At 44.2% G+C, this 14281-nt stretch carries 12 protein-coding genes; 8 read left to right on the top strand and 4 right to left on the bottom strand.

Annotated features, from left to right (window positions below; genetic code table 11):
• Positions 1-82 precede the first annotated feature (82 nt).
• The 4 genes from ACMAZD_RS24110 to nirB all read right to left on the bottom strand — a co-directional run bounded on the left by ACMAZD_RS24110 (position 83) and on the right by nirB (position 6690).
• Complete coding sequence (locus tag ACMAZD_RS24110; RefSeq protein WP_435249774.1) at positions 83-1864, bottom strand: protein kinase domain-containing protein; 1782 nt, start codon at positions 1862-1864, stop codon at positions 83-85.
• A 146-nt stretch (positions 1865-2010) separates the two neighbouring features.
• Positions 2011-3480, bottom strand: coding sequence for a NarK family nitrate/nitrite MFS transporter (locus tag ACMAZD_RS24105; protein ID WP_435249773.1), 1470 nt, complete (start codon positions 3478-3480; stop codon positions 2011-2013).
• Between the two features lie 142 nt (positions 3481-3622).
• The gene (gene nirD / locus ACMAZD_RS24100; RefSeq protein WP_435249772.1) at positions 3623-3967 is read right to left on the bottom strand and encodes a nitrite reductase small subunit NirD; all 345 of its coding nucleotides are present in this window, start codon (positions 3965-3967) and stop codon (positions 3623-3625) included.
• A 140-nt stretch (positions 3968-4107) separates the two neighbouring features.
• Positions 4108-6690, bottom strand: coding sequence for a nitrite reductase large subunit NirB (gene nirB, locus ACMAZD_RS24095; protein WP_435249771.1), 2583 nt, complete (start codon positions 6688-6690; stop codon positions 4108-4110).
• A 473-nt stretch (positions 6691-7163) separates the two neighbouring features.
• Between nirB and ACMAZD_RS24090 the strand changes: the two genes are divergently transcribed.
• The 8 genes from ACMAZD_RS24090 to ACMAZD_RS24055 all read left to right on the top strand — a co-directional run bounded on the left by ACMAZD_RS24090 (position 7164) and on the right by ACMAZD_RS24055 (position 14269).
• The gene (locus ACMAZD_RS24090) at positions 7164-9752 is read left to right on the top strand and encodes a molybdopterin oxidoreductase family protein (protein ID WP_435249770.1); all 2589 of its coding nucleotides are present in this window, start codon (positions 7164-7166) and stop codon (positions 9750-9752) included.
• A 381-nt stretch (positions 9753-10133) separates the two neighbouring features.
• A complete protein-coding gene (locus tag ACMAZD_RS24085; protein ID WP_435249769.1) occupies positions 10134-10379 on the top strand; it encodes a hypothetical protein in 246 nt (81 codons plus the stop codon).
• A gap of 81 nt (positions 10380-10460) precedes the next feature.
• Positions 10461-11564, top strand: a complete 1104-nt coding sequence (locus ACMAZD_RS24080; protein WP_435247125.1) for an ISAs1 family transposase — start codon at positions 10461-10463, stop codon at positions 11562-11564.
• Positions 11565-11589: 25 nt separating this feature from the next.
• Positions 11590-11865 carry a GNAT family N-acetyltransferase gene (locus ACMAZD_RS24075; protein ID WP_435249768.1) on the top strand — a complete coding sequence of 92 codons (276 nt, stop codon included), beginning with the start codon at positions 11590-11592 and terminating at the stop codon, positions 11863-11865.
• Positions 11866-11974: 109 nt separating this feature from the next.
• Entirely contained in the window at positions 11975-12577 is a 603-nt protein-coding gene (locus ACMAZD_RS24070; RefSeq protein ID WP_435249767.1) for a GNAT family N-acetyltransferase, read from the top strand.
• A gap of 2 nt (positions 12578-12579) precedes the next feature.
• The gene (locus tag ACMAZD_RS24065) at positions 12580-13008 is read left to right on the top strand and encodes a bleomycin resistance protein (protein ID WP_435249766.1); all 429 of its coding nucleotides are present in this window, start codon (positions 12580-12582) and stop codon (positions 13006-13008) included.
• Positions 13009-13347: 339 nt separating this feature from the next.
• Positions 13348-13860: a hypothetical protein gene (locus tag ACMAZD_RS24060; RefSeq protein ID WP_435249765.1), complete on the top strand. Its 513-nt coding sequence runs from the start codon at positions 13348-13350 to the stop codon at positions 13858-13860.
• A 70-nt stretch (positions 13861-13930) separates the two neighbouring features.
• Entirely contained in the window at positions 13931-14269 is a 339-nt protein-coding gene (locus tag ACMAZD_RS24055) for a DUF952 domain-containing protein (RefSeq protein ID WP_435249764.1), read from the top strand.
• The last annotated feature ends 12 nt before the right edge of the window (positions 14270-14281 follow it).

Genomic DNA, 14281 nt, shown 5'->3' with positions numbered 1-14281 from the left:
TTAGCTTTTTTACCTTAATAAGTGATTGAAATATTTAACTTTTAATTTGTCGCTCTTTTTTATCAATTGGTAATGGATATTGTTACTGAATCAATATTCCAAACTCAACAAGCGCCACTAAGCCTAAGAGTAGGGCAAGTACCTTCCAAAACTGGATTGGGTGACGGTCGAGCAGTGGCTGTTTGGTTTTACGTGCTACTAATTTTGAATTCGGTGTGTATAGATCTGAGATAAAATCGCCAAGCACATCGTATCGTTCGGTCGTGTGTTCAGCGCAGGCTTTCTTTAGTACCAAATCAAACCAGGCAGGAATATCGGAACGGTGTTGAGTTATCGGGCGATATTGCCATTGGTGATGGCGCGATTGCAGGAGAGAGCGTGGTGTCATTTCTGGATAAGGCAGTTGCCCTGACAGCATTTCATAGCCGATGACACCAACAGAGAACAGATCCGAGCACGTGTTAGCAACATTCTGTTTAATGCTCTCTGGTGCAATGTAGTTGACCGCTCCGAGTGGCACGGCATCCTCTTCAAAAGGTAATCCCTCTTCAATTCCGCGAATGAGTACCGCTCCTAAGTCGATGAGTTTGATATCACCGTTTGGGAGTAACATGATGTTTTCAGGTTTGAGATCGCGGTGCACCATATCCGCACGTTGCAGTACACGAATACCTTGAACGATCTTCTCAAGAATAGCGCGGACTTCAGGTAGATTCGGCTTAGGGTTGTCGTACATCCACTGCCTCAAGGTTACGCCTTCAACCATTTCACACACTTGGTAGAGAAGCCGCGACTGCTCATCGGACGGGTACACCTTCATGATGCGCTTGTTGTTCAGTAACATCCCAGCCCATTGTTCGTTATAGAAGGCCTTGAGCTCTGCGGGATCATCGCGATATTGCAGAGAAGGCACTTTAATTACGAACTCGGTTTGTGTTTGAGTTTGCATGACTCGATACACATGACTACGCGTTCCTGAATAGAGTACTTCGAAAACCTGAAATTGATCGATCATCTGTCCAAGTTTGAGTACAGGAGGGATAACGCGGGTCGCAAGCTTTTCATGAAACTCAATAAGGGAAGGTTTAGGGATCTGAGCCACTTCAAGCATTAAACAACTGACATTGTCTCTGCTGTTTTTTGCCAATGCTTTATTACAAACGGTTTGCGTGGCATGCTCAAAGTCAAGCTGGTTCGAGGCCGCTTTTATTAGATCGGAAGCATCAACAAACTCATGCACACCATCCGATGTGAGGATGAAGCAATCATTCTTCTTGATAGGCAAGGTCTGATAGTCAACGTTGAGCTGACTATCCATGCCTAAGGCTCGCGTCAGGTAATGTTTCTGCCCCATGGTTTTACGAGTATGGTCGCGAGTCAGTTGGCGTAGTTCACAATCTCTTAATAGGTAAATTCGACTGTCACCCACATGGAATATATGCGCGGTGTTCGATTTCAATATCACGCTACTAAAGGTGGAAACGAGCGCATTGTGGTTAACTTGTTGTGCGGGATGAATATTAGAAACAGACGTGTTGAATAGCCAAGAATTGAGCGAGGTTAAGACCTTTTGAGCTGAACGTTGAATGCTCCAACTTTGTGGCGTGGCGTAATAGTCATCAATAAACTGCATCACGCTGGTGTGGCTGGCTTTTTGGCCGTGCTCACTGCAACTTGCGCCGTCTGCAATGCAAGCAACACTGCCTTTTAGCTCTTGCTCAGCGCGAGTCTTTGGGTGTTTTACAATGATGGCGTCTTGGTTTTCATCACGTACGCCTTTATTCGAATAACCACCAAACTTAAGCGTAAGTTGATTATTGGATTCAGGCGTGATGACTTGTCCTTGGCTGAATGAAATCGTCATAACTGGTCTGCTTCTTAACTGTCTTCTTCTAACTTCCTTGAGAGAACATCCTAGGAAGAACAAAAGCTCTAGTGAACGTAGAGCCTCTGAACGAAGCACCAAAGCGGTGATACCAACCTTGGTGCTTCTCCCGATTCAATGAGTGGTTAGCTCGAGACGTTGATCAAGGTCACGCTACCATCGTCATTCACTTCAGCAATTTGGCCGTTAGGCTCTTCCATGAACATCAGAGTAACGAAGCCAAGTACCGCTGTTCCTGCAATCACTAAGAAGAAGGTTTGGTAACTTACGAACGAAAGTACCGTTAGGTAAACCACCGCACCCACGTTACCGTAAGCACCAGTCATACCGGCAATTTGACCTGTCATGCGACGTTTAATTAGAGGTACTGTTGCAAACACCGCACCTTCACCTGCTTGCACGAAGAAAGAACACGCCATCGCAGCCACAACCGCTAACCATACTGGCCATGTGCTGTCGACTTGACCCATTGCAAAGTAACCCACAGCAAGACCAATCGTAAGAATAAGCAGTGTTGGTTTACGACCGAATTTGTCTGAAATCCAACCGCCACCTGGGCGAGACATCAGGTTCATAAACGCATAAGCCGATGCAACCATACCCGCAAGAACCGGCGTTAATTCAAAGGTTTCAGAGAAGAACAACGGCAGCATAGAAACAACAGCCAGTTCAGAACCAAATGTGGCGAAATACAACACGTTCAACACAGTAACTTGCTTGAATTTGTATCTGTGAATTTCTGGTACTTCTTCTTTGAATACGTTCTTATTTACCTTCCAAACTTGCGACACTTCGTACACGTAAAGTACGGCTAAACCTGCATACACTGAATACACCGCCATGTCAGACAACATGTTGATGTTGGTTGGTGATAGCTTCCAAGTCAGTAGCGCTAAAGCGGCATACATCGGGATCTTCATAATGAGTAGGAAGAAAAAGTCACCCTTTGATGTCACTTCCATTGCCGTTACTTGAGCAGGCTTGAAGTAAGTCGAACCTTTTGGTGTATCCGATACGTTTTTGTAGAAGATAAACGAGAACGCTAAGCTCATAAGGCCAGTAATACCGACCGCATAACGCCAACCATCTTCGCCACCAAATGCTAGAGCGAGAGTTGGAAGCGTGAATGCTGCCGCTGCTGAACCGAAGTTACCCCAGCCGCCATAAATACCTTCGGCCGTACCCAGTTCATTGTGTGGGAACCACTCAGACACAAGACGAATACCGACAACAAAGCCTGCACCGATGAAGCCTAATAGGAAACGTGCGATTGCCGCTTGAATGAAAGAGTCTGCCAACGCAAACATAAAACAAGGGATTGAACAGACAGCGAGTAGCGAAGAGTAGACCAGTCTTGGGCCGTATCTGTCGGTTAACATACCAATAGCGACACGCGCTGGAATGGTTAAGGCAACATTGAGAATCAGGAGTGTTTTGATCTCTTCAGTAGAAAGACCAAGCGAGGTTTTTACCATTTGCAGTAGTGGGGCAAAGTTGAACCACACAACAAAGGTGATAAAAAAGGCCATCCAACTTAGGTGTAAGGTTTTCATCTTACCCGTAAATGAAAGCAGCGAAAATTTTGTGTTATCCATGGTTTAAATCCTTTAAATCTGGAAAATTACCCGGTTTTAGCTCGTACGTTACTTCCGACATTCGAACGCATTAATGTGGCTAAGCCCTGTGCCGAAATTGCTCACGCCTATAAAGCGTTTACATGATGATGTCGGCGTTTAGTTAACTGGCGATAGCAAGTGGTGCGAGAACCTGTACTTGCTCTCCTTGCTTGCGAACTTTAAATTTCACAAGCTTGAGATCGGGTTGTTCAAGGCACGCGCCAGTTTCTAAGTGGTAATGCTGCTTGTATAAGGGGGAGGCTACGTAAGGCTCACCGCTTAATGAACCAATGATACCACGTGACATAACATTCGCCTTGCCGATAGGGTCGTAATTAGAGAGTCCATAAAGCGTGTCGCTGCGCTTGCAGTAAAAAATAGCCACTTGGTTATCGTCTACTTTGGCGCAAATTCCACCATTTGGGGTTAAGTCCCGGGTGCTACATACGGTTGTCCAATTTTCCATGACTTTCTCCTAGTCAAAATATAAAACTAATAATCAATTTAATTAGGGTGATAGCCGACAGCAGTTTTCTTGGGCTGCGCCACTGTCGACTATCGATATTGGGTTTAGTTGTTACTGATTCACTCACACGTCAATGAGGCTTACGAAACTTCTGTGACTTCGATTTGGTCTGCGTTGGCTAGCTTTTCATCGCGTTGTGAATCAACAGAAGAGCTCAAACTTGGCTTTGGAAAGCGTTGCTCTCGTTCTTTGATGAATGACAGGCTAGTGTCCATTTCTTCGCTGTTGATGTAGTGCTGGAAGCGTTTCATCTTTTCAGGGTTTTCGATGGTCGTTTTCCATTCACACTGGTATTTTTCGATGTTGAGGGCGATATCGGCTTCAAGTTCTTCAGCAACATTGAGCTTGTCTTCAATCACGACTTGTTTGAGGTATTCAATACCGCCTTCAAGGTTTTCCATCCATACCGATGTACGCTGTAGGCGATCTGCGGTACGTGTGTAGAACATCAGAATGCGGTCGATGTATTGCAACAGGGTGCTTTCATCAAGGTCGGTAGCGAAAAGGTCACCATGGCGAGGGCGCATACCGCCATTACCACAGATGTAGAGGTTCCAACCTTTGTCGGTGGCGATAATGCCGAAGTCTTTTGACTGGGCTTCTGCACATTCACGAGTACAGCCAGAAACCGCAAACTTGATCTTGTGGGGTGAACGTAAGCCTTTGTAGCGGTTCTCGAGTCGAATCGCTAAGCCAACACTGTCGTCGACACCGTATCGACACCATGTGCTACCCACACACGACTTAACAGTACGAACTGACTTACCGTAGGCATGGCCAGTTTCAAAACCAACATCAATCAGCTTTTTCCAGATGATTGGCAGTTCGTTAAGTTGCGCGCCAAATAAATCGACACGCTGACCACCGGTGATCTTGGTGTATAGATCGAACTCTTTTGCGACTTCGCCTAAAACGATCAACTTGTCGGGTGTGATTTCTCCGCCAGCAATACGCGGAACCACAGAGTAGGTGCCGTCTTTTTGCATGTTGCCGAGGTAGATGTCATTGGTGTCTTGCAGTTCGATGTGTTGATCTTCGAGGATGTAATCGTTCCAGTAAGAAGCCAAAATTGAACCGACTGCTGGCTTACACACGGTACAGCCCAACCCGTTTCCGTGAGAATTCAACAACTCATCGAAGGTCTTAATCTTGTTGACTCGAATGATGTCAGTCAGCTCTTGGCGAGAATAGGAAAAGTGCTCACAGATATCGTTAGAAACCTCGACACCCGAGTGAATCAGTTCGCTATCGAGAACCTGTTTAGCAAGGGCAGAACAACCGCCACAACCTGTCGAAGCGTTGGTCGTTTCTTTTAATGCAGCCATCGTGGTGCAGCCTGCTGAAACGGCGTCTTTAATATCGCCTTTGGTCACATCGAAACATGAACAGATCACAGCGCTATCGGACAGAGCTTCAACACCCATTGCTGATCCAGAATCATCGGCAACGTTAGGTAAAATCAGTACTGATGGGTTTTCAGGAAGAGGCATGTCATTTTGTTTGATTTGCAGTAGCGAACCATACGCTTCTGCTTCACCCACCAATACAGCACCGACAATCTTTTTGCCATCAGCCGATATGATCAGGCGCTTGTAAACCTGTTCGATTTCATCGTTATAGGTATACGATTGAGCGCCTTCGGTTTGGCCGTGTACTTCGCCAATACTCGCTACATCAACACCCAGTAATTTGAGCTTGGTACTCATGTCAGCGCCAGTAAATTTAGCATTCTCAGTACCGCCGGAAACAATATGCGAAGCCGCGACTTTCGCCATGGAATAACCGGGTGCCACTAAGCCGAAGATCTTGTTGTCCCAAAGCGCACATTCACCAATCGCATACACATTGTCGATGTTGGTTTGGCAGTGATCGTCAATCACGATGCCGCCACGTTCACCAATGGCGATATCAGAGCTGCGAGCTAGGGCATCTTGAGGGCGAATACCCGCAGAGAACACAATCATATCGGTTTCTAGATGTGTGCCATCGGCGAAGTTCATACGGTAGCGAGACGTTTCACCCGCCACAATTTCAGAGGTCGCTTTCTCGGTGTGAACTTGCACACCAAGGTCTTCAATCTTTCTGCATAAAAGCGCACCGCCACCGTCATCTAGCTGTACGGCCATCAGGCGAGGTGCGAATTCCACGACATGGGTTTCTAAGCCAAGGTTTTTGACTGCGTTTGCGGCTTCTAAGCCAAGCAGGCCACCACCAATCACCACGCCAGATTTGCTGCCTTTACTTGAGAGCTCAATGGCATCTAAATCTTCGATGGTGCGATAAACGTGGCAGTGTTCTTGGTCGTTACCGGGAATAGGGGGAACAAAAGGGAATGAACCAGTCGCCAGAATCAAAGTGTCATAACTCTCGGTATGTCCCGACTCAGTCACAACGCACTTATTTTCAGTATCTAATTGAGCGACTCTTGCGTTAAGAAGGTAATTGACGCCATTGCTTTGGTAATACTCTTCGCTGGTTAATGCCAAGTCATCAGCATTTCCGCGCTTGAAGTAAGCCGTAAGCTGAACTCGGTCGTAGGCTAACCTTGGTTCTTCACTGAAAGTAATCACATCAAACTCATCGCTGCCTGATTGTAGGATGTTGTCGATAAATTTGTGTCCAACCATACCGTTACCAACAACGACGATTTTCTTCTTGCTCATAATCCATTCCTTATTCTCGGCGTCGCCATTGCTAGCTTCTAATTTCTAGTCGCTAGCAGATGAATACCGGGTTGAGATTCCACTCAATTCATAATCATCAAGAAAAACAAAAATGTTTTTTCTTAGTCTTGGTTTCTAGTGGAGCAAGGAGGATGCCAGATTGCGTTTTGTTCATTTAAATAAAATTTAATCCATATTTTTTAGTGGCTTAAAAGTTAGTGGTGGCACGTAATTACCCCTAAAGTGGTATGCGGGTTTTTTGCGGAATTCATATAAATGAGCGTTTGTGGTGCAACTTTCCGCAAGATGGTGCAAAAATTAAGTTTCTATCTTGGTTAAGTTGAAATCTATTCAGTGTTGATATTTTATTTTTTGTTAAATTATTGTTTTTAAAGTAAAAATCTATCACTTTTGTTGGCTGGTATTAAGTGGCGTGCTATTTGCTTTATTTGAATAAATGCAATTATGGATAATTGAGTGAGAAACGGATGACCGATTCAAACAGTGGCTGGATAAAATCGACATGTGCTTATTGTGGTGTTGGCTGCGGAATAGAAGCGAGGCCGACTTCATTAGGTAAACTTGAAGTACGCGGTGATAAAGAACACCCATCAAATTATGGAAAGCTGTGCACCAAAGGGATAGCACTGGGTGATACCGTTACACCTTTGGGGCGACTTAAACAGCCTATGCACATTCAAAACCAACAACAGCAAGCACTTGGCTGGAACGAAGCCACTCAGTTGGTTGCAGATAGATTCAATCAAACCATAGAAGAGTTTGGCCCTGACTCCGTGGCGTTTTATGTCTCCGGACAACTGTTAACGGAAGACTACTACGTTGCCAACAAACTGATGAAAGGTTTTATCGGCAGCGGCAACATCGACAGTAACTCCAGGCTGTGTATGGCCTCAAGTGTTGTTGGGCATAAGCGTGCATTTGGCAGCGACACGGTTCCTATCTGTTATGAAGATCTAGAAGATACCGATCTAGTGGTGATCACTGGCTCTAACTTGGCTTGGTGTCACCCTGTGTTGTTTCAACGATTACGCGCTGCCAAGCAAAGTAACCCGAACTTAACGGTTGTGGTGATCGACCCTCGTTATACCGACACTTGTGAAATTGCCGACCAACACCTAGCCATTGAATCGGGATCTGATGTTGCCTTGTTTAATGGACTGCTTTCTTATCTCGCCAACAATGATGCACTTGATGAAGAATACATAAGCAAGCATACACAAGGCTTTGAACAAGCGATCGAGTCAGCAAAGAAGTATGTTTACCACTCTGATTCAAACATCAATTCTGAGCAAGACGTCAGCCAACTGACAGGCTTAAGGGAACAAGAGGTTGACCGCTTTTACCGTGCGTTCGCATCCAACAAGAAAGTCATCACCATCTATTCGCAGGGGGTGAATCAATCTAGCCAAGGCTGCGATAAAGTGAATGCCATCATCAATTGCCATTTGGCGACCGGAAAGATTGGTAAAGTCGGCATGGGACCTTTCTCGGTGACAGGGCAACCGAACGCTATGGGCGGTCGCGAGGTTGGGGGCTTAGCCAATACCTTAGCAGCACACTTTGAATTTGGTGATCCACGATCACACCAAACCGTGAGCGAATTTTGGCAGACGGATAACTTAGCAACCTATGCGGGTCTAAAAGCCATCGACCTGTTTGATGCTATGAATGAAGGCAAGATAAAAGCGGTGTGGATTATGGCGACTAACCCAGTTGTGAGCCTGCCTGATAGCGAAAAAATCAAAACTGCATTAGAGAAATGCCCATTTGTTGTCGTGTCAGATTGCATTGCGGACACTGAAACCACTTGTTTGGCCGATTTTGTATTACCTGCGCAAGGGTGGAGTGAAAAGTCGGGCACCGTAACCAACTCTGAGCGTCGAATCTCACGCCAACGCCGCGTATTACCAAGCCCTGGCGAAGCCAAACCCGATTGGTGGATCTTAAAAGAAGTTGCGCAAAAAATGGGATTCAAAGACCAGTTTGATTACCGTCATGAAGGTGAGATCTTCAAAGAGTATTGCGAGATGACAGCGCTCGGCAATGAAATGGGCAAAGCACGCGATTTGTGCTTGATTGGACTCACGCTACTGGATGAGAAAGGCTATGGCGAACTCACTCCGCAGCAATGGCCAGTACTCGAATATCAACCAGAAATCATTGAGCAGCGCATGTTCACCAATGGCGAGTTCTTTACCGAATCTGGCAAAGCGCAGTTTATAGCAGTTGAGCACGACAAACCCATTGCCGATACCAGCCTTGAATTCCCACTTATCATGAATACAGGCCGAATCCGAGACCAATGGCACACTATGAGCCGCACAGGCTTGGCGGCAGGTTTAGGTGAACACACCCCAGAACCGTTTGTTGCAATGCATCCAGATACGGTTGCAGAGCTTGGCTTAGACGAGTTTGGGTTAGATGTTTTTAACCATACGACTATTAATCCAGTTGTGAAAGTGCGCAGCGCACAAGGGGAGTGCCAAGCCCGCTTAGTAGTGACCAAAGAGATGCGCCGCGAGCAAGTCTTCATGCCGATTCATTGGAACGCACCGACCGCCAAAGACAGCAAGCCGTGTGATTTGATCTTGCCTCATACCGATGCCGCATCAGGCCAACCAGAATTCAAACACACACCTGTCGTAGTAGAGCCGTGTGGCTATCGCAGTGAAGCCGCCTTGATCAGTGACAAGGTAATGGATTGTAGCGGATTTGATTATTGGGTTCGCCAAAGAGTGGAGGGCGGTTTTCTGTATCGTATTTCTTCATCAAAGAACCCAATGGAGTTGGTGATTCAGTTGGCTAATACCCTAGATGCCTTACCAGAGCAAAACGCTGATGCCATCAAATCACTCCATTACCACGGTAATAAATCATTCAAAAACTACGGCTCAGCCAAGCTGGATCAGTTTGGTGTAAAGCAAGCATTTGTAGTGAACACTAAGCTTGGTCATGAAAGTATCGATTGGCTAGTGGGATGCCTCACTCGAGAAGCTGATGAAGAGTTTGAAGCCGAGTTTTTGAGTACATTGGCGAAATAGATACTTATCAACATAGATCCATAGCAAACGCCGGCAGCTCTGTCGGCGTTTTTCCATTAGCCACGGCAACGCTAGTTTTATCTATAGAGCCTCACGTCGTTCACCTGCTTTTACGCTCATGAAACTTAGAACTAGCTATTGGTACAGAGATAAGGAAGTGGGTGGAAAATTGATAAGCGACACACACATTCATATTATTTAGTAGTTTGGTTTGGAGTAATCAGAAACGCTCCTGATTTTTATCCTGTATGATGTTTACTTTTGGTTAAATTATTATATTAAAGAGTGGCTTAGCTAAGCATCAGTTGGAGCCTTTAGTAGGGCGTGTTAGGGAAAATCCCCATAACGACTCTTTATCCAATCGTGAGTCATGGAGGGGACATGGTTAGGGAAGCGACAAAAGACGACTGTGCAAAATTAGCGCTACTGTCTATTAGAGTCTGGCTAGATACATACGCTCAAGAAGGGATAAAAACCGAATATGCAGACTATGTCCTGTCTACGTTCACGGCAGACTATTTTCTTGAAATACTGAATAACACCAAATACCGCGTTTTGGTTAGTGAAGAGAATGAGGTTCTACATGGTTATGTAATGGTAAGGGCGGGATCGAACTTTAGTTATTGAAAATAAATAACTTTATTTTCAATTGGAACTTTTCCTGATAGTCACGATCAGATCATGAAATAAAAAATATGAGAAACTCGCATGATTATCATTGAACAGCTAAAAAAAGTGAAAGATACCCGTTCGCACATCAACCAAGTCTACCCTGTTATAGAAGTCGCTTTTGTTGTCATAACAGCCATGCTTTGTGGTCAAAACAAGTGGACGGATATCAAGGATTTTGGTGAAGGAAATATCGACTGGTTACGTGAGTATTTCCCCTACGAAAATGGCCTTCCTACTCGTCATAATATTGCAGCAATTATGAGGACTATTGTTCCTGAAACACTCTTAGAAGCTATGGTGGGCTGGGTTAATTTGCATAGAGAGAGGCATGCTCAACCTATCATCAGTGTTGACGGGAAGGTACTAAAAGGTGCTAAAGCAAACAAACAAGATAACCCCCTTTATATGGTCTCGGCATTCGATGTTGATGAAGGTTTGACCCTCACACATCAACCCTGTAAAGGCAAAGGGACGGAGCTAACAGCGATAAGAAACCTGTTAGATACTTTAGATATAAAAGGATGTCTATTAACGGCTGATGCCCTGCATTGTCAGGTTGAAACTCTGAATAAAGTGGTTGATAAAGGTGGCGATTTCTTAGTGCAAGTCAAACTGAATCAGCCCAGTTTGCTTGCAGAAGTGGATGCACAATTCCAAGACTATTGGTCTTTGCCTGAAGATAAACAAGAGTCATACATCACCGAAGATAAAGGGCATGGCAGAAAAGAGGTTCGTGAGGTTTACGTTCTCCCAGCAGCCTTCAGTGAAGCACTCAGAGAAAAGTGGTCTGTCGTTAAAAGTGTTGTTGCAGTGGTGAGAGATAGAAGTGTCAAAGGGAAAGGAAGTTATGAAACATCGTATTATATTTGCACAGATCACTTGTCGTTAGAGTTAGCCTTACAAGCGACCAGAAAACACTGGCACATCGAGAACCAGCAGCACTGGGCGTTGGACGTTATTTTCAAAGAAGATGAACAATGTATTTATGCTGGAGATTCAGCACTAAATATGGCTTGTTGCAGACGTTTTGTTCAGAACTTGTTTAGAAAATCCGAAGGGAACTTGTCAGTACCCAGGAAGATGAATAAAGCGGTATGGGACAAAGATTACAGAGCTTCGGTTTTGTTTACATCAAATTAACAAAGTACATTCGTGCCCTTATGTAATGGTTAATCTCGAATCGAATTATCAAACGCCTGACAGTGGTTTTGAAGTTGAAAAGCTCTATGTCGATGGCCTTTTTAAAGGCAAAGGTGTAGGCAGAAAGCTGTTAAAAAGCATGGAGGACCAGTTTGGTCGCCAATATTGGTTGTACACGTGGGTTAAAAATGAATCCAATGGCTTTTATGAGCATTTAGGTTTTAGTCGAATAGGCTCTCTTACTTTTGAGTTTTCCGGATCGTTGATCGAAAACAACGTCTATCAATCAGCCTCTGGCTAGGTTTTAAATTAAGTACTCTTGTCGTTCCCTAAGCTGTGGGACAAAGCAAAAAAAAAAGCGATAAACCACCTCTCACAAAGTGTTAACGATTAAAGGAGAATTGAGCGTTATGTGGATAGAGCAAAGCCGGATTGAAGGAGAAAATGTTGTTCTTGAGCCGTTGAATCTAGGGCATGTATCTGAACTAATCGAGGCCGTGAAAGACGGAGAGCATTGGAAGCTATGGTTCGCGAATGTACCGAGTCCAGAAAAAATGGAGCAATACGTTGTTGATGCTATCGCTCAAATGCAACTAGGTAATATGGCTTATGCGGTGCGAGTGAAAACCACCAATCAAGTCGTAGGGACTACCCGTTACTATGGCGTTGATAGGCCAAACAGACGAGCGTTAATTGGTTATACCTGGTATTCAAATTCGGCTAGGGGAACATTGATAAATAAAGAATGTAAATACCTTTTGCTAAGGCAATTGTTTGAGCACTATGAAGCTATTGCTGTCGAGTTTCGCACTCATATTGGGAATACCGTCTCTCGAAAAGCGATTGAAGGCCTTGGAGCAAACCTCGACGGTATCTTGCGTAATCATCAGATCTTAAAGGATGGCTCGGTAAGAGATACGGTAGTGTATTCAATTATTGACTCGGAGTGGCCGGAAGTTAAGCAAGGCTTTCTGAAAAAACTCAGTCAACAGAGCCTTAATACAAGGAAGTAAGAATGGAAAATTATTGGAATCCAATGGTTCCTGAACTATCCGTTAGCAACTTTGAGCGCTCGCTTGCCTTTTATGTTGATGTACTTGGTTTTTCTATTCGCATAAGGCGTGAAAACCCTGATTTTGTGTATCTAGAACAAGAGCATGTGCAGATGATGTTAGAGCAAATCAGTGATGAAGGATGGATTACTGGTGAGCTTGAGGCTCCCTTGGGGCGAGGTGTGAACTTTCAGATTGAATTAAGTGACTTAGAACCTCTAGTCAAACGGCTCAAAACTCACAAAGTGCCTCTGTTTCGTGAGATGAAAGAAACTTGGTATGACATTGGTGAAAAGTTGTCTGGGGAGCGTGAGCTTCTTTTCCAAGATCCGGATGGTTATCTGTTAAGGTTCACTCAACACCTCGGAGAAAAACCGAAGAGCTTGGTGTGAATTCATTCATTGTTTTCAAGACTAGCCAGCTCGATCATCAAACGCCGACAGCTCTGTTGGCGTTTTTCTATTCGTCACGGCAACGCTAGCTTTTATCTATCGAACCTCACGTCGTTTATCCATCATCGCAGCGGACATAAACCTAAAATCAACTATCCCGTCAGGTACAGGGTGTGTATGGATAAAATGATAAGTAATACACATATTCATACGATTCCTACATTTAATTTGAGCTATTAGGAATACTTCTAATTTTCGTCATGTATGATGCCAGTGCTTTCTAAGGTATTGTTATTAAGTAACTTAATTGTCAATTTCTGAGCTATTGGTAGCAATTAGTTGAGTTATAAACAGCGTCAATGTTCGGTATCGGAACCGTTATCAGTAAAAGGGCTAGGTATGTATTTTTTGAACATCAGAGACTTAAAGGCAGACATCAAAGCCGATAAGTTATCGGAGAAAGATCGTTTTCGGTATGTATTTATATATATCGCGTTAGGTACGCTCGCGATGTATGGGTACGCGAATGGCTTTTCAAATATTTGGGAGGTTATCGAATCAATCAGTTTCAGCGCAATCGTACTTCTAGGGACCTATTTTGCTTATAGAGCCAATGGTGCAGAAAATGGGCGAGACTTCTTAGGTCGCTACTTTGGTATCAGCTTTGTTGTGGGTTTGAGGTTTCTCATTTTTATGTTGCCTCTCTATATTCTGTTATTTTTCTATTACTTTTCAGTGATATCTGATGATGGCGATATTGCTACCACAGGCGTTGATGTAGCAATATCGATGAGTTTAAACATCTTACTGTATGCGCGTATTGTTAAGCATATGGGCGATGTAAGAGATTAATAATAAACCATGTAATCAGGCGACTAAACGGCTTAAGGAGACTCAAAGTCTAAGAAAGTAATAAATAAAAATGCTATGCCACTTACTGACCGAAAGTGATTACAAAGAATACCAAAGCACAGAAACCTATGAACCTGCATCCTTGAAGGACGAAGGCTTTATCCACCTCGCTTATGAAGAGCAACTGCAAAAAATTGTAGATTGTTTCTTTGTGGGAGTGACGCAAGCATTTCTTCTAGAAATCGACAAAAGCGCGATTGCTGAAGATTTAAGAGATGAGCCGCCAGTAGGGGTTGAAGATGATGGGGTACTTTACCCACATTTATACAGTCCACTTTCTAAGCAAGCAGTGATTAGAACAATAAAGTTAGTCGCGGATTCATCAGGTGCGCTAAAAGTAAACCTGTAACAATCTCAGTAT

Source organism: Vibrio sp. nBUS_14 (genome assembly GCF_051201655.1).
In the GTDB taxonomy this organism is placed as follows: domain Bacteria; phylum Pseudomonadota; class Gammaproteobacteria; order Enterobacterales; family Vibrionaceae; genus Vibrio.
The sequence above is the reverse complement of the archived record's forward strand: the minus strand, read 5'-3'. Positions and strand labels throughout refer to the sequence as shown.